Origin of the sequence: Pseudonocardia yunnanensis (genome assembly GCF_039534065.1) — a bacterium.
In the GTDB taxonomy this organism is placed as follows: Bacteria; Actinomycetota; Actinomycetes; order Mycobacteriales; family Pseudonocardiaceae; genus Pseudonocardia; species Pseudonocardia yunnanensis.
The window spans coordinates 375,086-396,513 of sequence record NZ_BAAAUS010000024.1; the positions used below are offsets into that span (position 1 = coordinate 375,086).

Sequence of the window (21,428 nt, forward strand, 5' to 3'; positions counted from 1 at the left end):
GGTGGCACGATGTCCGCCGTGCCGACGTCGACCGCTGCCCGCCGCCGCGTCCTGCCGTTGCTGCTGCTCGCCCTGCTGGTGGCCACCAGTCTGCTGAGCGGGTGCGCGCGGGTCCGTGCGGCGCTCGCCGTGCAGCCCGACGACACCGTCACCGGCGAGATCCTCATCGCCACCCCCGAGAAGAGCGCCGACGATCCCGGGCCCACGATCACGATTCCGTCCGAGCTGGAGTCCGACGTCGATGTGTCGCCGTACCGTCAGGACGGCTACGCCGGGTCGGTGCTGCGGTTCTCCGGGCTCACCTTCGCCCAGGTCGCAAGCCTCACGCAGGTGGCGGGCCCGGCGGGCAACGCGGTGAAGTTCGACATGCGCCGGGTGGGCAGCCGGGTGCTGCTGGGCGGCGCCGTCGATCTCACCACCGTGCCGGTCGACCGGGCCGACTTCCAGCTGAAGATCGGGTTCCCCGGCCAGGTCATCGACACCAACGGCGACACCGACAACAGCACCGTGAGCTGGACGTTCGTGCCGGGCGAGGTCGGCGACACCAACGCGGTGGTCGCATTCGCCGATCCCAACGCGCCCTCGGCGGTCAACTGGACGATCGGGCTGGGCGCCATGGTGGCGCTGGCCGGTGCGGCGGTGGTGGTGCTGGCCCGCCGCACCCGCAACCCCCCGGTCACCCCCGGGCAGTGACGGCGGGGCGCTGGGCCGCCAGCCCGAGCCGCCGCACGAGCTCCACCGTGGCGGTCGACCTGTTCAGCGTGTAGAAGTGCAGGCCCCGCACCCCCTCGTCGAGGAGGCGTGCGCACATCTCCGACGTGACGTCCATGCCGGCGGCCCGGAAGGCCGCGGGGTCGTCGGAGTAGCGCTCCAAGCGCTTGGTCAGCGCCGGTGGCACCGGTGCACCGGAGAGCTCCGGCCCGCGTCGCAGGGTGCGCGCCGTGGTGAGCGGCATGATGCCGGGAAGCAGCGGAGCGTCGCAGCCGGCACCGGCGAGCCGGTCGCGCAGCCGCAGGAATCCCTCCGGCTCCAGGAACAGCTGGCTGATCGCGAAGTCGGCCCCTGCCCGGATCTTCGCCACCAGCCGCGTGAGGTCGGACTCGGGGTCGGGCGAGCGCGGGTGGCCGTAGGGGAACGCCGCGACGCCCACGCAGAAGTCACCGAGGCGGCGCACCAGCGTGACCAGTTCGTCGGCGTAGGTCAGGCCCTCGGGATGTGCCACCCACTCCCCGAGCGGGTCACCGGGCGGGTCGCCGCGCACCGCGAGGATGTTCGAGATACCCGCCGCGGCGTAGGCCCCGATCACCTGCCGCAGCTCGCTCACCGAGTGCGACACCGCGGTGAGGTGTGCCATCGGGACGAGCGTGGTGTCGGTGGCGATGCGGGCCGTGGTCCGGATCGTCCTGTCCCGGTTAGAGCCCCCTGCGCCGTAGGTGACGGAGACGAAGGCGGGGTCGAGCGGCTCGAGCCTTCGGACGGCGCGCCACAACTCGGCTTCACCGGCCTCGTCCTTCGGCGGGAAGAACTCCACCGAGAAGACGGGACGGTCGCCGCCGATCCGTTGGGTGACCTTCACAGGTTCAGCCTACGGCCGGCGGCCTCGTCGGCGCGCCGCGCCGTGCCGACGCCGTTACGCTCCATTCGTGCCTTGCTCACCAGCACATCTGCCTCCCCGATGCCGCGGCGCGATCGGGCCGCGCCTATCGAGGTCCCCCAGGTGACCCGTACCGGAGCGCTCGACACCGGGCACGACCCCTTCGGGGCCGACACGCGGCCCGTCGACCACCTGCTCGACGACACCGGTCTCATCGTGGCCGTCGAGGCCGCACTCGCCGCGTTCCTGCGGTCGCGCACGACCGACACCACCGCCATCGACCCCGCGTTCGCCGAGGCCACCGACGCACTCGTCGCATTCGTCCTCCAGGGAGGCAAGCGCATCCGGCCGACGTTCGCCTGGTGGGGCTGGCGCGGCGCGGGCGGGGCGGTCGACTCACCCGAGGCGGTCGCCGTGCTCCGCGCGGTCAGCGCGCTGGAGCTCATCCAGGCCTGCGCGCTGATCCACGACGACCTGATGGACGCCTCCGCCACCCGCCGGGGCCGTCCGACCGTGCACGTCGAGTTCGCCCGCCGGCACGTCGCCGCAGGCTGGACCGGGCAGCCTGCGCGGTTCGGCGCAGCCGCGGCGATCCTCCTCGGCGACCTCGCCCTCGCATGGGCCGACGACATGCTGCGCGCCGCCGGCCTGCCACTGTCCGCTCTGCTGCGGGCCACGCCGCCGTGGCAGGCGATGCGCACCGAGATGCTCGGCGGGCAGTACCTCGACGTGCTGCACCAGGCCACCGGCGACACCTCCACGCGCGCCGCGCTCCAGATCGACCGCTACAAGACCGCCGCGTACACCGTCGAGCGCCCGCTGCACCTCGGAGCGGCGCTCGCCGACGGCCGCCCTGAGCTGATCTCCGCGTACCGGCGGTTCGGGGCCGACATCGGCGTCGCCTTCCAGCTTCGCGACGACCTGCTCGGCGTCTTCGGCGATCCCGCCGTCACGGGCAAGCCCGCAGGCGACGACCTGCGGGAGGGCAAGCGCACCCTGCTGGTTGCGGTCGCCGTGGAGAGGGCCGAGAAGCGGGGGCAGCGGGCCGCGCGCGACGCGGTGACCGCGGCCGTCGGTGACCCGGACCTCGATGCGGCCGGGGTCGACCGCATCCGCGATCTGCTCACCGATCTCGGGGCCGTACAGACGATCGAACACCGGATCGCTGCCCTCACCGGCTCCGCACTCGACGCACTCTCGGCCGTCGAGATCGACGAGCCGGCGGCCACCGAACTGGTCGCCCTCGCCGAGCTCGCCACCCGGAGGAGGAGTTGACGCGCACGGTCCCCGGGCCGACCGACCACGTCGTCGTGGTGGGTGCCGGCCTGTCCGGACTGAGCGCCGCCCTGCACCTGCTCGGTGCCGGGCGCAGCGTCACGATCCTCGAACGTGCGGAGCATCCCGGCGGACGCGCGGGCAGGCTCGACCTGCACACGGAGCGCGGCACCTACCAGGTGGACACCGGCCCCACCGTGCTCACGATGCCCGACCTGCTCGACGAGACGTTCGGCGCAGTGGGCGAGAAGCTGAAGGAGCGCCTGGACCTCGTCGAGCTCGACCCGGCCTACCGCGCCCACTTCGCCGACGGATCCACCATCGACGTCCACACGGACGGCGCTGCCATGGAGGCCGAGGTCAGAAGGGTCTGCGGGCCCAGGTCCGCGGCGGGCTACCGGCGCACCCGCGAGTGGCTCACCCGGCTCTACGACGCGGAGATCAACTCCTTCATCGGCGCCAACCTCGACTCACCGCTCGACCTGCTCGGCCCCGACCTGCTCCGGCTCGCGGCTCTGGGCGGGTTCGGACGGCTCGGTCCGCGCGTTGCCCGCATGCTGCCCGACGAGCGGCTGCAGCGGATCTTCTCGTTCCAGGCGCTGTACGCGGGCGTGCCGCCGCACCTCGCCATGGCCGCGTACGGCGTCATCGCCTACATGGACACGATCGGGGGAATTTTCTTCCCCCGCGGCGGCATGCGGCAGGTGGCGCAGGCGCTTGCCGACGCCGCCGTGGCCGCAGGCGCGCAGATCCACTACGGGCGCTCCGCCACCGGCCTCGAACGTCGCGGTGGCCGGGTCACCGCCGTCCGGCACGCCTCGACCGGGCGGCCGGAGGGCGAGACGGAGCGTCTCGCCTGCGACGCGGTGGTGCTCACACCGGACCTGCCGGCCGCGCGCCGGATCATCGGGCGCACCCCGCGGCGCGTGGTGCCGTTGCGCCACTCCCCCAGCGCCGTGGTGCTGCACGCGGGCGTCACGCGCAGGCGTCCCGAACTCGCCCACCACACGATCTCCTTCGGCACGGCATGGCGGCGGACGTTCCGCGAGATCATCGACGACGGCCGGCTGATGAGCGACCCGTCGTTGCTGGTCACCCGGGCCACCTCCACCGACGCGGACCTCGCGCCTGCCGGCTGCGACCTGCTGTTCGTGCTCGCCCCGTGCCCCAACACCGACCGCGCCACGGTGGACTGGGCGCGGGTCGGCCCGGCCTACCGCGACGAGCTGCTCGGCGTCCTCGAGGCCCGTGGCCACCCCGGCCTCGACGGGCTCGCAGGCGACATCGAGGTGTCGCGCCTGGTGACCCCGGCCGACTGGGCGAGCGCCGGACTCGCCGCGGGCACGCCGTTCTCACTCGCCCACACCGTCGCCCAGACCGGACCCTTCCGGCCCCGCAACCTCGTCCGCGGCCTGTCGAACGTGGTGCTGGCGGGCTGCGGCACCACTCCGGGCGTCGGAATCCCGCCCGTTCTGATCTCCGGACGGCTCGCAGCCCAGCGGATCACGGGCCCGGCCAGGCGTGCTCGCAGGGTCCCCACCGGCGCCTGACAGGGGTCATGCGAGCATGGATCGCGTCATGAAGCCACCATCATCGGTCGACGGATCGACGCTGCCCGAGGCGCTGCCGGACGCAGCGCCCGCGGAGCGCGCATCGGCGTCAGTTGCAGCGCCGGCAGAGGGCGGAGCGGCACCCGGCGGGGGCACGGCGGAGCGGGAGCCACTGGCGCCCGCGAGCGCGCCGGCGTCCGGATCGGCGTGGCGCGCCCGCCTGGGCAACCCCCCGCGACGGCCACTGCTGCTCGGGCTGGCCGGATCCGTGATGATGGTGATCGGCGGGTACGGGGCGGGCGGGGTGCTCGTCCGCGACCCGCTGCTCACCAACTCGCCGCTCGGCTTCTGGCGCTACGGGCACGGGCGCGAGCTCGCCACCGTGCTCGTCTACATCGGCGTCGCCCTCATGCTGTGGGCATGGGTCCAGCTGGGCCGCGACGTCCTCGCACGCCGCGTCGGCGGCCGCGCCGTGCTCACGATCGCGATGGCATGGACCGTGCCGGTGCTGTTCGCGCCGCCGCTGTTCACGCGCGACATCTTCAGCTACCTCGCGCAGGGCGGTCTGTCCCTCGCCGGGTTCGACCCGTACGCGGTGGGCCCGGACGCGATGCCGGGTATCTGGACCGACAACGTCCACTACTTCTGGCAGGACACACCGGCGCCCTACGGCCCGCTGTTCATCCTCATCGCGAAGGCGGTGGCCTGGGCCACCGGCGACAACATCATCTTCGGCGTCGTGCTCATGCGGCTCGCGCTGCTGCCGGGGCTGCTCCTGCTGGTGTGGGCGCTGCCCGAGCTCACCCGCCGTCTCGGCGGCCGCGTACCCCTCGCACTGTGGATCGCCGTCGCCAACCCGGTGATGGTCATCCACATGATCGGCGGCGGCCACAACGACCTTCTCGTGGTCGGTCTGCTCGCCGCAGGGTCGCTGGTTGCATTGCGCGGCAAACCGGCGGGCGGGATCGCGCTCGTCACCGGGGCGATGGCCGTGAAGGCCAGCGCAGGCGTCGCACTGCCGTTCCTCGTGCTCGTGTGGGCGGCCCGGCTGCCGGGCACGCGCAGCGCACGCATCGTGAAGGCCACTGCAGCGGGCGTCGGCGTGTTCGTCGTGGTGTTCGCCGCCTGCACCTTCGCGGCGGGGGTGAGCCTCGGGTGGCTGCCCGCGCTGAGCGCCCCGTCCATGATCGTGAACTGGATGTCGTTCCCGACGGGTGCTGGTGAGTTCCTGCACGCCCTCATCGGGCTCGCGGCGCCGACCGTCCCGAAGCAGCCCTTCATCAACGTCGGCCGCGTCATCGGTGCGATCGTCCTGGTCTGGATCGCCGTGCGGCAGTGGTTGGCGGCCCGCGACGGCGGCCCGGACGCCATCCACCGGGCCGGGATCGTGCTGCTGGCCGTCGCCGTGCTCTCGCCCGCCACCCTCCCGTGGTACGTGAGCTGGGGAATGGCGCTGCTGGCGATGGTCGCCTGGTCGCCGCGCGGGCTCGCCTGGGTGGTGTTCTGCTCGCTGATGCTGGTGATCGTTTACTACCCCAACGGCGAGGACGCCCTCTACAACTGGCCCTACCTCGCGGGATGCGCGCTGGTGGCGGCGCTCGCCGCGGTGTCGCTGCTGCGTCCCGACCCACTGCGACTGGCCGCGGGGGCCCGCTCCCGCCGCAAATCACCGGAGGCGGTGCCGGTCACCGTTCCGGCCGTCCCTGCAGCCGCAGTACCGGCCGCCGGTGCCGAGCGCCCGACGGGCTGAGCTCGACGCCGCCGGGATCACCGACCCGGGTCTGCGAGCCGCCTACTCCCGCTGCCGAGACCTCAACGCGCGGCACGGCCGCACCTACTTCCTCGCCACCCGGCTCCTGCCCCGCGAACGCCGGCCCGCCGTGCACGCCCTCTACGGCTTCGCCCGCTACGCCGACGAGATCGTCGACGACCTGGGCGACCAGCGGCCCGCCGCGGAGAAGGCGGCCCTGATCGACGCGCTGTCGGCGGAGCTGGAGATCGCCCTCGCCGGCGGGGCGACCGACCGGGCCGTGCTCATCGCCCTCGTCGACACCGCCCGTCGCTACGACATCGACGGGCGTCACTTCATCGACTTCATGAGATCGATGCGAATGGACACCCAGGTCAGCGGCTACGCCACGTTCGAGGAGCTCGACGTCTACGTGCACGGCTCGGCGGCCGTGATCGGGCTGCAGATGCTGCCGATCCTGGGCACGATCGTGCCGCGCGCCGAGGCCGAGCCGGCCGCGGCGGCGCTCGGTGTTGCGTTTCAGATCACGAACTTCCTGCGCGACGTCGGAGAGGACCTCGACCGGGGCAGGCTGTACCTCCCCGCCGACGAGCTCGCCGCGTTCGGGGTGGACCGCGAGCTGCTCAGCTGGTGCCGCCGCACACGCAGGCACGACCGCCGCGTGCGCCGGGCGCTGGCGCACCTCGTCGCACATACGCGCGCGATCTACCGACGAGCGGCTCCGGGCGTCGCGATGCTCGAACCGGTGTCCCGGGCCTGCATCGCCTGCGCGTTCAGGCTGTACCGAGGGATCCTCGACGAGATCGAGGCGGCCGACTACGACGTGCTGCACCGCAGGGTGACCGTCTCCAACCGCACACGCGCCGCTGTGGCGGTGCCGGGGATGTTGCGCGCCGTGCTCGCGCGGGCGCGCTCGTGAGCCTGCCCGTACGACCTGTCAGAACGCCATCGCCTGGGCGCGGCGCTTGACCTCACGGTGGCGACCCTCACGCAACGACGCCACCGGTGTGCCCGGCAGCGAGTCGTCCTCGGCGAACAGCCACCGCAGGATGTCCGAGTCCGAGTAACCGCCGTCACGCAACACCGTGATCGTCCCGGACAGGCCCTTGACCACGGCGTCGTCCTCGTCGAGGAAATCGGCGGGGACAACGACCTCGCCATCACGACGGAAGGACAGGAGCTGGCCATCGCGCACCAACTGGTGCACTCGGGATACGGGCTGGTTGAGCCTCTGGGCGACCTCCGCGACGGGCAGCGTCGCCACGACCTCGGAGAGCACGGACACGTCGTTCACGAGGAACCACGATGCCACAGGCGCGGTAGGTCCGGCACCACCGTACGCGGACGGTACCGTCTTAGTGTGAACGCCCCGCCGGCCGCGCTGCTCGACGCGCGGTACCAGGTCGGCCCGGTGCTCGCCCGTGGCGGAATGTCCACCGTCTACAGGGGTACCGATACCCGTCTGGACCGCCCTGTCGCGATCAAGGTGATGGAGCCGCGACTAGCGTCCGACCCGGCATTCCGGGCACGTTTCGAGCGTGAGGCCCGGTCCGCGGCGCGGATCGACCACCCCGCGGTCGTCGACGTGCACGACCAGGGCGACCACATGGGCGTCGACGGGCCGGTGCTGTTCCTGGTGATGGAGCTCGTCGACGGCGGCACGCTGCGCGACGTTCTAGAGGCCCGGGGAGCGCTGGGCGTGCCGGCGGCGCTGGCCGTCATGGAGCCGGTGCTGGCCGGCCTCGCCGAGGCGCACCGGCTCGGGCTGGTCCACCGTGACGTCAAGCCGGAGAACGTGCTCATCAGCTACACCGGTGAGGTCAAGGTCGCCGACTTCGGGCTCGTCACCGCCGCCGCGCAGGCCGGTGCGAGCCACGCAGGCTACATCCTGGGCACCGTCAACTACCTGTCCCCTGAGCAGGTCACCACGGGCGCGGCCGACTCGCGCAGCGACGTCTACGCGGCCGGCGTGCTGCTCTACGAGCTGCTCACGGGCGCACCGCCCTTCTCGGGCGACACGGCGCTCTCGGTGGCGTACCGGCACGTCAACACCGACGTGCCGGCGCCGTCACTGATCGCCGGGGACGTGCCTCCCGAGCTCGACGACCTCGTGCTGCGCGCCACCCGCCGCGATCCGGCCGCCCGTCCCCCGGACGCCGCGGCGATGCTCGCCGCGCTGCGCCGGGTGGCGGTGCAGCTCGAGGTGCCACGGGTCCCGCCGCCGGTGCCGCCACCGCGATCCCTGGAAGACCAGGACACGCTGCCCGCCATTCCGCAGCACGTGCCCAGCGGCGCCGGTGCCGCGCTTCCTCCGGGCGGCCGCAGCGGCACCCGGATGATGCCGCGGTCCGACGAGGCGGAGCACCTGGCCACGCCGGGCGATGCGCCGCCTCACCTGCGCGCCCGGCGACGCAGCCGGCGCATCTTCGCCATCTGGGTGGCGGTGGTGCTCGTGCTCGCCATGCTCGTGGGGGTGACGGCCTGGTGGCTCGGCAGCGGCCGGTGGACGGCCATGCCGTCCCTGGTGGGCCTGCAGCAGGCCACGGCGCAGCAGCTGCTCAGCGAGTCCGACCTCGTCGCGAGCATCAAGACGGCCCGCGACAACACGCAGCCCGAAGGTGCCATCACAGCCACCGATCCACCGCCGGACGCCCGACTGCTACGAGGCAGCATCGTGGTGATCACGGTCTCCTCCGGCCGGCCCACTGTGCCCGCCGTTACTCCCGGCACTGCCGTCGCAGCTGCCGAACAGGCCCTGCGAGATGGCGGCCTCACCCCCGTGCGGTCCACCGATGCCGACCAGTTCAGCGCCACGGTGCCGGTCGGCGCCGTAGTGGGCACGACCCCCCCGGCCGGCACCGCCCTCCCGATCGGCGCGCCCGTCACGCTGGTGCTCAGCCGCGGCCCCCAGCCACCGGAGGAGGACCAGGTGGAGGTGCCGTTCGTCATCGGGGAGCGGTATGACGACGCCTCCGACAAGCTCGACGACGCCGGGCTGGACTCCGACCAGCACTCCCGGTTCTCCGACGGGCGGGGGCGCTCCCGCGTGATCGGCCAGGACCCGAGCGCCGGCACGCTGGTGGACAAGGGCAGCACGGTCACCCTGGAGACGTTCTGACCCCTCGCGAGTCGCCCGAATCCCGTACGAACGGGCGACTCGCGGGGGTTCAGGTCAGCCGCGGAGCATCTCCGCCACGAGGAACGCCAGCTCCAGCGACTGCTGCGTGTTCAGGCGGGGGTCGCAAGCCGTCTCGTAGCGTCCGGCGAGGTCGGCGTCGGAGATCTCCTGCGCGCCGCCGAGGCACTCCGTGACGTCCTCACCCGTGACCTCCACGTGGATGCCGCCGGGGTGCGTGCCCAGTGCCCTGTGCACCTCGAAGAAGCCCTGCACCTCGTCGACGATCCGGTCGAAGTGGCGCGTCTTGTAGCCAGTGGTGGACTCGACCGTGTTGCCGTGCATCGGGTCGCACTGCCAGATGACCTTGTGCCCCGACGCCTCCACCTTCTCGACGATCGGCGGCAGCACGTCGCGGACCTTGCCGTTGCCCATCCGGCTGACGAGGGTGAGCCGCCCGGGTGTGCCGTGCGGGTCGAGCCGCTCGACGTACTCGACGGCGTGCTCCGGCGTGGTGGTGGGGCCGATCTTGAGCCCGATCGGGTTGGACAGCAGCTCCGCGAAGGCGATGTGGGCGCCGTCGAGCTGACGGGTGCGCTCCCCGATCCACAGGAAGTGGGCCGAGAGGTCGTAGAGCCGCGGCTCGGGGCCGGTGGTGTCCATCCGCAGCATGGCCCGCTCGTAGTCGATGAGCAGGGCCTCGTGGCTCGCGTAGAACTCGACGCTGTGCAGGTTGTGGTCGTCGACGCCGCAGGCGTCCATGAACCGCAGCGCCCGCTCGATCTCCGCCGCGATGGTCTCGAACCGCTCCCCCGCAGGCGAGGTGCGCACGAAGTCCTTGTTCCAGTCGTGCACCATGGTCAGGTCCGCCATGCCGGTGGCGGTGAGCGCCCGTACGAGGTTCATCGCTGCGCTGGCGTTGGCGTAGGCCCGGACCATGCGGGACGGATCCGGCACGCGGGCGGCCGGGTGGGCGACGATCGAGTTGACGATGTCACCGCGGTAGGAGGGCAGCCCCAGAGCGTCGACGGGTGCGCTGCGCGGCTTGGCGTACTGCCCCGCGATCCGCCCCACCTTCACCACGGGCAGGGAGGCGCCGTAGGTGAGGACGATCGCCATCTGCAGCAGCGTGCGGATCGTGGCGCGGATGTGCGGCTCGGTGTTGTCGACGAAGGTCTCGGCGCAGTCGCCGCCCTGGAGCAGGAACGCCTCGCCGCGGGCGACCTGGGCGAGCCGCGTCTGGAGGCGGTCGACCTCGGGGGGCAGCGTGACCGGCGGCACGCTCTCGAGCACGGTGCGGACGTGCGCGACGTGCTCGCTGTCGGGCCAGTCGGGCTGCTGAGCGGCGGGCCGGTCGAGCGCGTCGTCAAGGCGGGCACGCAGCTCAGCGGGCAGGGGCGGCAGCTCGGGCAGCACTTCGACCGGGGCGTCGACGGTCCAGTTCACACCCAGCAGGGTAGCCGGGCCCGCGACAGGCGGACCGCCGGATCCACCCGACCCGGACGGCCGCAGAAAGCGGCAGCCGCTCCGTTCAGCCGCGCGCCGGATGAGGCTCGACGCGGCCGAAAGTAGCGTGCGTCACCCGAACGGCGCGGTTCCCGAGCGAGTGATCAGGGCACATAGCGGTATGTCAACTCTACTGTGGATCATCGCCGTGGTTCTGGTGATCGCCGGCGTGTTCGCGATCCTGCGCAAGCAGCTCGTATGGGGAATCGTGCTCATCGTCGTCGGCCTGCTGGTCGGGCCTGGTGGCGTCAGCATCTTCACCTGACGCCGAAAGCACCATTCGGCGGCCGCTCGCTGATGGTCAGCGGGCGGCCACCGCCGACTCGATCGCCTCCCACCGCTTCGCGTTCAGGCGGGCGTCGGCGAGCGCGTCGTGAGCGTCGGAGGTGGGCGGCGGGAGCGGGGGACGTCCGGCGTCCTCCCAACGCTGCCGCAGCTCACGGGTGAAGCGGGGCAGCGCCCGCGGCAACGCCGGCATCGCGCCCCACAGCTGGCAGAGCGCCACGTGGTCGTACGCGGCGATCCAGGCCCAAAGCTCGACGTCGCCCGGCGCCGAGGTCAGGAACTCCAGCAGGTCGGCGCGCAGCCGGGTACGTGAGCGCCAGGCCTGGTCCGCCGGGGACGGGAGCTTGGGTAGGACGTGAGCCCGCACCCAGTCGCCTGCCCGCGATGGGTCGAACTCCGTGGACACGGCGTAGAACTCGCGGCCGTCCTCTCCGACCACGCCGATCGACACCAGGTCGATCGTCGTGCCGTCCTCGATGAACTCGCAGTCGTAGAAGAAGCGCATACCCGTCCTGTTCCCGCTGGTCGACGCACGACCGGCCACGTTCGGTCCGCACCCGGACGGGCGCGCCCGGTGCCGGGCGGGTGCCAGGCGGTCCGGTCGTTCCGAGCGGGGCATCCATGACTGTATGTGGCGGTTCGTGGTCGGTGCCGCCGAGTGTCCCGACCGGCACACCACGAAGCGGCCGAACGGACCGACTCGTCAGCCCGAGCCAGGCCCCGGAGCGACCCGCTGGTTGGCGGGCGTCGACCGGGGAGTGTTACGGGACGTCGGGAACAGCGGGCGGCGCGTGGTCGTAGCAGCGGTAGTCCTGGGGGTGGTGGTCCGTGGGGGCTGGCTCACCGTCGTCGGAGCGGGCGCAGTCGTGGTGACCGGAGGAGGCGGCGGGGGCGGAGCCGGCTGCTGCGGAGTGGGGCTCGGGGTGGGAGTGGCCGCGCGCCTGACCTTGGTCGCCACGGCGGCGGCCCGCTCCGTCTCCGGCTCAGCGGTCGGCTCCGCGGGTGGCGGGACGTCGGAGGTGGCCTGCACGGGCGGCGCATAGGTGGAGGGAACGGAGGCGAGAAGCGGCCTCTCGGGGCCGCGCACGGAGGCCGACCACGCCGTGGTGCCCCCGACCACCACCACCGCGACCACACCGAACACCGCCCATGGCGCCATCCTGCGGATCCAGCTCTGCGGCGGGGCGGGCGGCGGGCTCGTCACCACCTGGACGTGCGAGGTGGGTATGTCCTCGAGGCGGACGATTGACGTCGGTGAGTCGTCGCCGGAAGAAGGGGCGTTGTCCCGTCTGACCACATTGACCCATCGCGGCACCGGGCAAGGGTATTACACCGATTGCTGGAGCTTCGTCCAAGTGGGTGTAACCGACACGGCCTAGCTTGCGCGGGCTTTCGGGACGCCGTCTCCGGAGTGGCCGTCTGCGCTCGATTCCTGGGGATCCGCGAGCTTCGCCTTGGCCGCTCGTTCCTTGACCGACGCCGCGTACATGTCGACGTAGGTCTGCCCCGATAGCTCCATGAGGGCATACATGATCTCGTCGGTCATCGAGCGCTCGATGAATCGATCGCCCGCCATCCCCGCGTAGCGGGAGAAGTCGAGCGGCTCCCCGATCTTGATGTGCACCTTGCGCGGGCGCCACATTCTCGAACCGATCGGGTTGACCTTGTCCGTGCCGATCATGGCCACCGGAATGACGGGGACGGCAGCCTCCAGCGTCATCCTGGCGATGCCCGTCTTCCCCTTGTAGAGACGCCCGTCGGGCGACCGCGTGCCCTCGGGGTAGATCCCGAGCAGCTTCTCCTCGCGCAGCAGCCGCACCGCGGTGTCCATCGCCGCCTGCGCGGCCGACCCGCCCGACCGGTCGATCGGCACCTGGCCGACACCGGAGAAGAACATCTTCTTCATCCGGCCGACGAGCCCCGGCTGGATGAAGTACTCGCGCTTGGCGAGGAACGTGATCCGCCGCGGGACGAGCAGCGGGAGGAAGAACGAGTCGACGACGGCGAGGTGGTTGCTGGCGAGGATGGCGCCGCCGCGCTCCGGGACGTTCCCGACTCCCTCGATGGTCGGCCGGCAGAAGAGCCGCAGCAGAGGACCGAGGAGCACGAACTTGGACCACCAGTACAGCACCTGGGCGTGCCCCCTCCACCTCGACGGCGTCAGCCTACGGACGCGCGTCACACGGCGACAACGGGCTCTGTCGATCGCACCGAACCGGGGGGCGCGCTTCTCCTCTTCCGCGGGCCGGCATGTCAGGATGGTGGGCACAGCGGGGGGCTTGGATGCGGGCCGCAGGTCGAAAGGAGGCCGCGTGGACCGGGATCCCGATGAACGCGCGCAGCCCGACCGTGGCGGTCGGAAGCCGGACGAGTTCGACGCGATCGTGGCGGAGTTGCGCCGCGATGGCCACGTGCCCGAATGGCCCGCTGCCCCGGAGCCTGCGGGATCGCTGTTCGAGTCCCGGCCCGTCCCGACGCCGGAGCCGGCCCCCGCTGCCGACGACGAGCACTTCGTCCCGCCGGAGCCGCCCCCACTGCCGCGGCTCGGCCCACCCGCGATCGTCGGTCTGGTACTGCTCGGACTCGGTCTCGTGCTGGTCGTGGCCCCCGACTGGATCGGGGTCCCCTCGCTCTACGGGCTGCCGCTCGGACTCGTCGCGCTCGCTGCCGGGATCGGCTGGCTTGTGCTGCGGCTGTGGCCGGACCCACCCGGCACGGAGCAGGACGAGGGCGACGACGGCGCGGTGGTCTGACGCCGGCCGGGCGTCAGCTCAGGACAGCACGACCTCACGCGCGAGCTGTGCCGCGCCCACCACAGCGGCCGCCTCGCCGAGCTGGGCGGTGCGGATCCGCGCGAGCGGGCGACGCCCCGCCCCCGTGACGGTGGCGGCGTAGTGCTCGCGCGCCTCGTCGAGGAACAGCGGGGCCGACTCCGACACCCCACCCCCGATGACCACGAGCTCCGGGTCGAACACGTCCGCCACCAGCGCGAGCCCTTCCCCCAGCCACCGGGCGAGCTCGTCCATGGCTGCGCAGGCCACCGGGTCGCCGTCGCGGGCGGCGGCAGCCACCCGCTGACCCGTGACGCGTCCAGGGTCGCCCGCGACGAGCCTGCGCAGCACCGGTGACCGCCCGGGGTCACGCGCCAGCATCTCGACGGCGGTGGTGGCCAGCGCCGTGCCGCTGCAGTAGCGCTCCCAGCAGCCGTTCTTGCCGCAGGGGCACGGACGCCCCTCCGGCACGACACGCAGGTGCCCCAGTTCGGGAGCCACCCCGAAAGCGCCGCGGTACAGCTGCCCGTCGATGAGCAGGGCCGACCCGATGCCGGTGCCCAGCGCGACGAAGACCACGGTGGACGCGCCGGATGCGGCCCCGAAGTGACGCTCGGCAAGCGCAGCCGCGTTGGCGTCGTGCTCGACGACGACGGGCAGCCCAACACGTTCGGCGATCCGGTCGGCGACGGGGGCGTCGCGCCACGACAGGTGCGGCGCGAACCGGACCCCGCGCCGGTCCGGCGTCACGAATCCGGCCAGGGCGAGCCCCACGGCTCCGATCCGGTACCGGCCGGCGAGCTCGGAGATGACGCCTGCGAGCGCCGCCTCCAGCGCCGCCTCACTCCGCGGGGTCGGAGTGCGAGCAGTGTCGTGAACGTTTCCCTCGGCGTCGACGACGCCGGCCCGCACGCTCGTTCCCCCGACATCGACACCAACAGTCAGCACAGGCGCAGACACAGCCACCCGGGGAGTCTCCCGCCGGCGGTCATCCGGCCTCCTGCCCACGATCGATCGGAATGTGCTGCACCCGCCGTTCCGGCTCAGCCGGCTCGGGATCGGGCGGCCCGCCTGAGCTCGCCGGTGTGCCTTCCTCGAGCGCCGCCCGCAGCACCGCGAGCAGCCCCGCTGCGTGCGTGGCCAGCCGCCCGGCGAGCTCGGGCTGGTCGCCGCGCAACGCGGCGAGTAGGGCGCACACCGGGCAGTTCGCGCACGTCTCGGGCGTCCGGCCGGTCGGTTCGACGCGCAGCCGCTCCACCAAGGGCTCGACCTTGCCGAGCGCGCTCAGGGCGAACGCACGTAGTTCGGCGCTGAGCCCGCTGTGGTCGCCGCAGCCTCCCGTGCCTGTCACCGGAACCAGACCGCCGGGTCGGGGGTGAACGCCACCCGCAGATCATCGCCGGAGAGGCGCGCGCCGCTCACGGTGCACCGGCGCAACACCGATGGCAGCGCCACCATGCGGCGCGTGCCGCCCGCGGTGACGGCGAGGTCGTCGTCGACGCGGCTGAGGTCCAGCGCACCGACACCGGCACCCGGGAGGTGCATCACGAGCTCGAACTCGGAGTCCAGCGACTTGCCCTGCCCGGCGGTGCGCTGCACCTGCAACAGCGGTTCGGGCGCCCCACCGGGGGGCGGGACGGGGTCGGTGGAGCCGTACAGGGACTGCGCCACCTCCAGCAGTGCCGTGACCCCGGTGGGCTCCTCAGCGGTGTGGACGGCGGTGCGCAGCGGCACCGGCACCGCGCCCAGCTCGGCGAGCACGGCCTGCTGCTCGGTGTGCCGGACGCGCAGCCACCTGGCGGCCGGGCCGCGCAACGACGACGGCGGCCGGGGCACGACCCGGTTGGCGACCAGCCCGTCGACGTGCAGCCCGTGCAGGGCGAGCGCGGTGAGCGTGCGTCGGGTCTCGGCGACCACCACACGTTCCGGGGTGAGGACGAGCCGGATCGAGGTCCTGCGGTGGTCGGCGAGCATCGTGCGCAGGCCGTCGAGCTGCTCGGCCAGCGTGTCGAGGGCGTCGACAGTGCGGTCCCAGGCCGACTGCGCCTCGCGGCCCGCCCCGGACAGGCCGGCGAGCAGGCCGCGCACGGCACGGCGGTGGGCCGGGAACAGCCGCTCGAGGTAGCCCGACATCGCCTCGGGCAGGGCGAGCAGCCGCAGCGTCTCGGCCGTGGGTCCACAGTCGACGACCACGACCTCCCACGGGCCGGTCTCCGCCGCCCGGCGCACCTCGCCGAGGGCGAGCAGCTCCTCGACGCCGGGCAGCACCGTCAGCTCGTCGGCCACCAGCTCGTCGACGCCCGCCCCGGCCAGGAGCGTGCGTAGGTGGCCCCGCAGGCTGGTCCAGGAACCGTCGAGCAGCGCCCTGGTGTCGATGTGCGCCGCGGAGAGACCGGGTTCGAGCTCCAACGGTTCGCCGCTGAGCTCGACCGCCAACGCATCGCCGAGCGAGTGCGCCGGATCAGTCGAGACGACCAATACCTTGCGACCCGCACGCGCGAGCAGCGCGGCAGTGGCCGCAGCGAGAGTCGTCTTCCCGACGCCCCCCTTGCCCGTGAACATGACGACGCGCACGAGGCGGAGAGTAGCCGCGAGATGGCCGACGACCAGTCACGGGGCGCTTTCAACCCGCCGCTTCAGCCCTTTGAGAGCGGTGTCGATGATCACTTTCTCGGCCTTGCGGCGCAACATTCCGATCATCGGGATGTTCAGATCAACAGCGAGGCTGTAAGTGACGGTGGTCTCAGACGCCGTCCCTACCACGGTGTATGACCCGTTCTGCGCCTTCTGGATCTGGCCCTTCACCAGCGTCCAGCTCACGGACCTCGCATCGGGCGCCCACGTGTAGTCGAGCGTGTAGGAGTCCTTGATCGGTCCGGCGTCCATCGTGAACTTCACTCTTTCGGCGCGCCCGTTCGGGTCACTACCGAGCACCTCGACGCTCTTCACCTGAGAAGCCCACTCCGGGTAGGCCGGGAAGTCGGCGATCACCGCCATGACGCGCTCCGGCGCCGCGGCAATGGTGATCGTGGATGTCGTAGCGTCGGCCATAGCGGCAGGCTACCGAAGGGCCTCGGGCAGATCCGAACATCGATACCGAAGGGTCGCTAAGCGGGCCCCAACATCGACACCGACGGGTCACCCAGCGGGGCCGAACATCACCTACTGCGACATCCGGGGATCACCAGCGCAGCACGTACGGCACGCCGGTCCGGCGGAAGTGCCCGACGTTGACGCACTCGGTGCGGCCCACCCGCGCCCTGGGTGCCAGTGGCTGGTGGACGTGCCCGAACAGAGCGGCCCGCGGCCGGTCCCGGCGGACGACGTCGAGCAGCGCGGGCGCCGCGGCCTCGGGGCGGCGCGAGACCACGTCGTAGGCCAGCTCCGCAACCGAGGGCGGGACGTGGCTGCACAGCACGTCGACGGGGTCCAGGGCGCGGACGGTGGCCGCGTACTCCTCGAAGGGCAGCAGATGCGGCGTCCACGGACCACTGGAGAGCACCGTCTGCCCCGGTGGCAGCGGTACGCCCCCGACGAATCCGATCCTCAGCCCGCCCACCGTGACCACCTTCCCGTCCGGCAGGTTGAGCCCGGGGCGCTCGTACTCCGGCCATAGCCGCGGGAGATCGACATTGCCCGGGATCGCGTAGGTCGGGACGGTCATCGCCGCGAACAGCCGGTCGTACTGCTCCCGGACGGCCTGCTCGAGCACGGCGTCGGCGTCGGCGACGCGTGACCACGCGTCGCGGACGTAGGCGACGAGCTCGCTGCGGGCACCGTTGGTGCGCAGATGTGCGAAGCGGGTGCTCACGTCGGGGCCGAGGACGCGCCCGAGGATTCCGGCGGCGGGATTGCCGTAGTCGACGTAGTCGATGAGGTCGCCCAGCACGAGCAGCGCGTCGGCACCGTCCCCCGCCCGAGCCAGCGCCTCGACGTTGCCGTGCACATCGGACACCACGTGCACGCGCATGGTCGCCAACCTACGTCGGGGGCTCCCCCGGCGCGCGACCCGCCTCCAGCCTGTCCTTACAGGCGAACGCGATGGCCTTGGCCGCGCGCTGGCGCCTGCGGGCCTCCGCGGCGGCGCGGCGCGGCGACGCCGGGCGCGGCGTGCCGTCCGGTCCGGCCGGGTCGGCGCGCAGGAAGTAGTGCAGCACGGTCCCGTCGAGCACGGGTTCGAGCCAGACCTCCATGCTGCCGACGAGCGCGCCCTGCACCGTCCAGCGCACCCCCTCCGCACCACGGTCGGTCATCACCTCGAGGCGCAGATCGGGCCACAGCACGGGCCACCGTGCCGGTTGGGCGAACTCGGCGGCCACCACTTCGGGCGCCACGGCGAGAAACGTCTCGTCCACCACGTCCACCGACGGCATACACGCAGCGTGCCGGATCTGCCGCGGCCTGCGCACTCGACCCTCCCTACAGGGAGATCAGCACGGTAGGTTGCCGTGAACCACAGCCAGCGCAGGCCAGGAGGTCAACGCCCGTGCGCGAGTACAGCGTCCCCGCAACCTTCCGGGTCGGTGAGAACGAGAACCTCGTCGACGCGGTCTACGACAACGCCGCGCAGCACGCCTCCGCACCGGCCTTCCGCCGGCGGATCGACGGGGCATGGACCGACGTCACGTCCGGGCAGTTCGCCGAGGAGGTCACCGCGATCGCGCAGGGCCTCATCGCCGCCGGCGTACAGCAGGGCGATCGGGTGGCGCTGCTGTCCCGCACCCGGTACGAGTGGACGCTGATCGACTACGCGGTGCTGGCCGCGGGCGCGGTCACCGTGCCGATCTACGAGACCTCGTCGGCCGAGCAGATCAGCTGGATCCTCAGCGACTCCGCAGCCGTTGCCGTCATCGTCGAGACGGACGTGCACCGCGCGCTCGTCCGCAGTGTCTCCGACGACCTCCCGGCACTGCGGCACGTCTGGCAGATCGAACCGGCCGTCGACGTCTCCGACGGTGCCGACGATCACGCCGATTCCTCGCCCGCAGTGGAACGGATCACCGCGCTCGGCGCGGACGTGCCCGCTGACCAGGTGGACGCCCGCCGCCGCGCCGTGGGGGCAGCCGACCTCGCCAGCCTCGTCTACACGTCCGGCACCACCGGCCGCCCGAAGGGCTGCGAGCTCACCCACGGCAACCTGCTCAGCGAGGTCAAGGCCGCGGAGCACGTCTTCCCCGAGATGCTCGGGAAGGACGGGTCCGTGCTGCTGTTCCTGCCGCTCGCCCACGTGTTCGGCAGGGCGATCCAGTGCGCCTCCTTCGCCACGCGCACCGTCATCGGGCACACCCCGGACGTGTCCAGCCTGCTGCCCGACCTGGCCGCGTTCAAGCCGACCCTCCTGCTCGCGGTGCCGCGCGTGTTCGAGAAGGTCTACAACGGAGCCCGCCAGCGTGCACACAACGACGGGAAGGGCCGGATCTTCGACGCCGCGGCCGGCACCGCGATCGAGTGGAGCCGCGCCCGCGACACCGGTGGTCCCGGGCTCGGACTGCGCCTGCGGCACGCGTTGTTCGACAAGCTCGTCTACGCCAAGCTCCGCGCCGCCGTCGGCGGCGGGGTGGTGGCCGCGGTGTCCGGCGGCGGCCCGCTCGGCGACCGGCTCGGGCACTTCTTCCGCGGCGTCGGGCTGCCGGTGCTGGAGGGCTACGGCCTCACCGAGACGTCCGCGGGTATCACGATCAACACACTCGCGGCCCAGCGCGTGGGCTCCGTCGGGCGGCCGATGCCCGGGCACGCTGTCCGCATCGGCGACGACGGAGAGATCCTGCTGAAGGGCCCGCTCGTCTTCGACGGGTACTGGCACAACGAGGCCGCCACCGCCGAGGTGCTCGAGGACGGCTGGTTCCGCAGCGGTGACCTCGGCGAGATCGACGACGCGGGCTTCCTGACGATCACCGGCCGGAAGAAGGAGATCATCGTCACCGCGGGCGGCAAGAACGTCGCCCCCGCGGTGCTGGAGGACCGGCTCCGGGCCCACCCGCTGGTGAGCCAGTGCATGGTGGTCGGGGAGGCGCAGCCCTTCGTCGCCGCGCTGGTGACGATCGACACGGAGGCGCTGCCCGGGTGGCGCGAGCGCAACGGCAAGCCTGCCGGTGACGGCGTCGGCGACCTGGTGAACGACCCGGACCTGCGTGCGGAGATCGAGGGCGCCGTGGCAGAGGCCAACAAGGCCGTCTCGCGTGCGGAGCAGATCCGCGAGTTCCGCATCCTGTCCACCGACTTCACCGAGGCAGGCGGCGAGCTCACCCCCACGATGAAGGTCAAGCGCGCGGTCGTCGCGAAGACCTTCGCCAGTGAGATCGCAAGCATCTACAGCACGACGAAGACCTCCGCCTGACCCTCAGGCCGACGCGGGGAGTGGCGTGCCGGCCAGCAGCGCGTGCAGGCGGGCCACCCGCGACGGCCACGCCCACTCCTCCACCATCCACTCGCGGCCGGCCGCACCCATCGCGCGGGCGCAGTCGGGATCGGCGAGCAGCCGTGTGAGGGCGTCCGCGACCGCGGCGACGTCCTGCCCGTCGACCACGTGGCCGGTGCGGCCCTCCTGCACGGTCTCGGGAGCCCCACCGGAGTCGCCCGCCACCACCGGCACCCCGGACGCGGCGGCCTCGAGCAGCACGATCCCGAGGCCCTCCACGTCGAGCCCGCGGCCCCGGGTGCGGCAGGGCAGCGCGAACGCATCGCCGACGGCGTGATGGGCCGGCAGCTCCTCGACCGGCACGCGCCCGGCGAACACGACGTGCTCGGTGACGCCCGCCTCGGCCGCCAGCCTGCGCAGCCGCGGGCCGTACGGTCCGTCGCCGACCAGCAGCAGGCGCGTTCCCCGCACCCGCTCGCGCACACGGGAGAGCGCCGCGACCAGAACGTCCTGCCCCTTGCGTGCCACCAGCCGCGACACACAGGTGACGACCGGCGCGTCGCCGAGGCCGTAGCGGCGGCGCAGCTCGTCGCGGGCAGCGGGGTCAGGGCGGAAGACCGCGGTGTCCACCCCGGACGGCATGACCTCCAACGCCGCATCGGGGCCGAAGGCGGCGGCGACCCGCCTGCGGGTGTAGCGGGAGATCGTGGTGAGCGCGTCGGTGTCGGTCCCGATACGGCGCAGGGCCTGACGGGCGCCCGGCAGCATCGCCCAGCCCACCTCGTGGCCGTGGGTGCTGGCCACGACGCGGGAGATGCCCACCCGACGGCGCAGGCCCGGCCCGAGCAACGCCAGGGGCGCCGACGCCCCGAACCAGACGGTGCTCGACCCGTGCTCGCGCGCGAGCGCGACGGCCCGCCGGGCGACGTCGGGGGTCGGCAGCATCAGGGAGGTGGGGTGGCGGTGCACGGGGTAGGAGCGCGTGGCGTCGAACTCCGCGGCACCTGGCCAGGCCGGTGCATAGACGGCGAGCTCACCGGCGGGGAGCCGGTCGGCGAATGCCTGCAGGTAGCTCTGGATGCCGCCGGTGCGGGGCGGGAAGTCGTTGGTCACCAGCAACGTGGGTGGCACGCGCCCGACGCTAGTGGAGGCCCTTGGAGGGCGGTGCTGGTGCGCCCGGCACGGCCGGGGGACGCGGGTGAGAGATCGGGCGGCGGCCGGCTG

Annotated in this window: 22 protein-coding genes; 9 read left to right on the forward strand and 13 right to left on the reverse strand. The window is 72.6% G+C overall.

The window, feature by feature from the left end:
- Positions 1 to 9 precede the first annotated feature (9 nt).
- Positions 10 to 693: an LppM family (lipo)protein gene (locus ABD743_RS23400; RefSeq protein WP_344724290.1), complete on the forward strand. Its 684-nt coding sequence runs from the start codon at positions 10 to 12 to the stop codon at positions 691 to 693.
- Here the strand turns inward: ABD743_RS23400 and metF are convergent.
- A complete protein-coding gene (gene metF / locus ABD743_RS23405) occupies positions 677 to 1,576 on the reverse strand; it encodes a methylenetetrahydrofolate reductase [NAD(P)H] (RefSeq protein ID WP_344724291.1) in 900 nt (299 codons plus the stop codon). The genes ABD743_RS23400 and metF overlap by 17 nt on opposite strands.
- Positions 1,577 to 1,717: 141 nt before the next feature.
- Here metF and ABD743_RS23410 point away from each other — a divergent pair, with 141 nt between their 5' ends.
- From ABD743_RS23410 to ABD743_RS23425, 4 genes are read left to right on the forward strand one after another with little or no spacing between them, the layout of a single operon-like run.
- On the forward strand, positions 1,718 to 2,869 hold the full coding sequence (locus ABD743_RS23410; RefSeq protein ID WP_379659209.1) for a polyprenyl synthetase family protein: 1,152 nt from the start codon (positions 1,718 to 1,720) through the stop codon (positions 2,867 to 2,869).
- The gene (gene crtI / locus ABD743_RS23415) at positions 2,866 to 4,419 is read left to right on the forward strand and encodes a phytoene desaturase family protein (RefSeq protein ID WP_344724292.1); all 1,554 of its coding nucleotides are present in this window, start codon (positions 2,866 to 2,868) and stop codon (positions 4,417 to 4,419) included. The genes ABD743_RS23410 and crtI overlap by 4 nt, the downstream gene beginning before the upstream one ends.
- Positions 4,420 to 4,447: 28 nt before the next feature.
- On the forward strand, positions 4,448 to 6,169 hold the full coding sequence (gene mptB, locus ABD743_RS23420) for a polyprenol phosphomannose-dependent alpha 1,6 mannosyltransferase MptB (RefSeq protein WP_344724293.1): 1,722 nt from the start codon (positions 4,448 to 4,450) through the stop codon (positions 6,167 to 6,169).
- Positions 6,147 to 7,088, forward strand: coding sequence for a phytoene/squalene synthase family protein (locus tag ABD743_RS23425; RefSeq protein ID WP_344724294.1), 942 nt, complete (start codon positions 6,147 to 6,149; stop codon positions 7,086 to 7,088). The genes mptB and ABD743_RS23425 overlap by 23 nt, the downstream gene beginning before the upstream one ends.
- An 18-nt stretch (positions 7,089 to 7,106) precedes the next feature.
- Here the strand turns inward: ABD743_RS23425 and ABD743_RS23430 are convergent, their stop codons facing one another.
- A complete protein-coding gene (locus ABD743_RS23430; protein ID WP_344724295.1) occupies positions 7,107 to 7,463 on the reverse strand; it encodes an Rv2175c family DNA-binding protein in 357 nt (118 codons plus the stop codon).
- 66 nt (positions 7,464 to 7,529) lie between these two features.
- Here ABD743_RS23430 and pknB point away from each other — a divergent pair, with 66 nt between their 5' ends.
- Positions 7,530 to 9,287, forward strand: a complete 1,758-nt coding sequence (pknB, locus tag ABD743_RS23435) for a Stk1 family PASTA domain-containing Ser/Thr kinase (RefSeq protein ID WP_344724296.1) — start codon at positions 7,530 to 7,532, stop codon at positions 9,285 to 9,287.
- A 54-nt stretch (positions 9,288 to 9,341) separates the two neighbouring features.
- On the opposite strand, the gene ABD743_RS23440 is transcribed toward pknB, so the two are convergent.
- Entirely contained in the window at positions 9,342 to 10,730 is a 1,389-nt protein-coding gene (locus ABD743_RS23440; protein ID WP_344724297.1) for a class II 3-deoxy-7-phosphoheptulonate synthase, read from the reverse strand.
- A gap of 181 nt (positions 10,731 to 10,911) precedes the next feature.
- Here ABD743_RS23440 and ABD743_RS23445 point away from each other — a divergent pair, with 181 nt between their 5' ends.
- A complete protein-coding gene (locus ABD743_RS23445) occupies positions 10,912 to 11,055 on the forward strand; it encodes a GPGG-motif small membrane protein (RefSeq protein WP_344724298.1) in 144 nt (47 codons plus the stop codon).
- Positions 11,056 to 11,091: 36 nt separating this feature from the next.
- Here ABD743_RS23445 and ABD743_RS23450 read toward each other — a convergent pair whose 3' ends face one another.
- The 3 genes from ABD743_RS23450 to ABD743_RS23460 form a co-directional block, all read right to left on the reverse strand.
- Positions 11,092 to 11,580, reverse strand: coding sequence for a polyadenylate-specific 3'-exoribonuclease AS (locus ABD743_RS23450; RefSeq protein ID WP_344724471.1), 489 nt, complete (start codon positions 11,578 to 11,580; stop codon positions 11,092 to 11,094).
- Between the two features lie 198 nt (positions 11,581 to 11,778).
- The gene (locus ABD743_RS23455; RefSeq protein WP_344724299.1) at positions 11,779 to 12,390 is read right to left on the reverse strand and encodes a hypothetical protein; all 612 of its coding nucleotides are present in this window, start codon (positions 12,388 to 12,390) and stop codon (positions 11,779 to 11,781) included.
- Between the two features lie 60 nt (positions 12,391 to 12,450).
- Entirely contained in the window at positions 12,451 to 13,206 is a 756-nt protein-coding gene (locus ABD743_RS23460; protein WP_344724300.1) for a lysophospholipid acyltransferase family protein, read from the reverse strand.
- A gap of 181 nt (positions 13,207 to 13,387) precedes the next feature.
- On the opposite strand from ABD743_RS23460, the gene ABD743_RS23465 reads away from it, so the two are divergent.
- Complete coding sequence (locus ABD743_RS23465) at positions 13,388 to 13,828, forward strand: hypothetical protein (protein WP_344724301.1); 441 nt, start codon at positions 13,388 to 13,390, stop codon at positions 13,826 to 13,828.
- Between the two features lie 18 nt (positions 13,829 to 13,846).
- Here ABD743_RS23465 and ABD743_RS23470 read toward each other — a convergent pair whose 3' ends face one another.
- The 6 genes from ABD743_RS23470 to ABD743_RS23495 all read right to left on the reverse strand — a co-directional run bounded on the left by ABD743_RS23470 (position 13,847) and on the right by ABD743_RS23495 (position 18,219).
- Complete coding sequence (locus tag ABD743_RS23470; RefSeq protein ID WP_344724472.1) at positions 13,847 to 14,794, reverse strand: ROK family glucokinase; 948 nt, start codon at positions 14,792 to 14,794, stop codon at positions 13,847 to 13,849.
- Positions 14,795 to 14,834: 40 nt separating this feature from the next.
- Entirely contained in the window at positions 14,835 to 15,197 is a 363-nt protein-coding gene (locus ABD743_RS23475; protein ID WP_344724302.1) for a hypothetical protein, read from the reverse strand.
- Entirely contained in the window at positions 15,194 to 16,420 is a 1,227-nt protein-coding gene (locus ABD743_RS23480; RefSeq protein ID WP_344724303.1) for an ArsA family ATPase, read from the reverse strand. The genes ABD743_RS23475 and ABD743_RS23480 overlap by 4 nt, the downstream gene beginning before the upstream one ends.
- 36 nt (positions 16,421 to 16,456) lie before the next feature.
- A complete protein-coding gene (locus ABD743_RS23485; RefSeq protein WP_344724304.1) occupies positions 16,457 to 16,897 on the reverse strand; it encodes an SRPBCC family protein in 441 nt (146 codons plus the stop codon).
- Between the two features lie 130 nt (positions 16,898 to 17,027).
- Complete coding sequence (locus ABD743_RS23490; RefSeq protein WP_344724305.1) at positions 17,028 to 17,816, reverse strand: metallophosphoesterase family protein; 789 nt, start codon at positions 17,814 to 17,816, stop codon at positions 17,028 to 17,030.
- Positions 17,817 to 17,826: 10 nt separating this feature from the next.
- Entirely contained in the window at positions 17,827 to 18,219 is a 393-nt protein-coding gene (locus ABD743_RS23495) for a polyketide cyclase / dehydrase and lipid transport (protein ID WP_344724306.1), read from the reverse strand.
- Between the two features lie 113 nt (positions 18,220 to 18,332).
- On the opposite strand from ABD743_RS23495, the gene ABD743_RS23500 reads away from it, so the two are divergent.
- Positions 18,333 to 20,183: an AMP-dependent synthetase/ligase gene (locus ABD743_RS23500; protein WP_344724307.1), complete on the forward strand. Its 1,851-nt coding sequence runs from the start codon at positions 18,333 to 18,335 to the stop codon at positions 20,181 to 20,183.
- A gap of 3 nt (positions 20,184 to 20,186) precedes the next feature.
- Here the strand turns inward: ABD743_RS23500 and ABD743_RS23505 are convergent, their stop codons facing one another.
- Positions 20,187 to 21,335, reverse strand: a complete 1,149-nt coding sequence (locus tag ABD743_RS23505; protein WP_344724308.1) for a glycosyltransferase family 4 protein — start codon at positions 21,333 to 21,335, stop codon at positions 20,187 to 20,189.
- Positions 21,336 to 21,428: the final 93 nt, after the last annotated feature.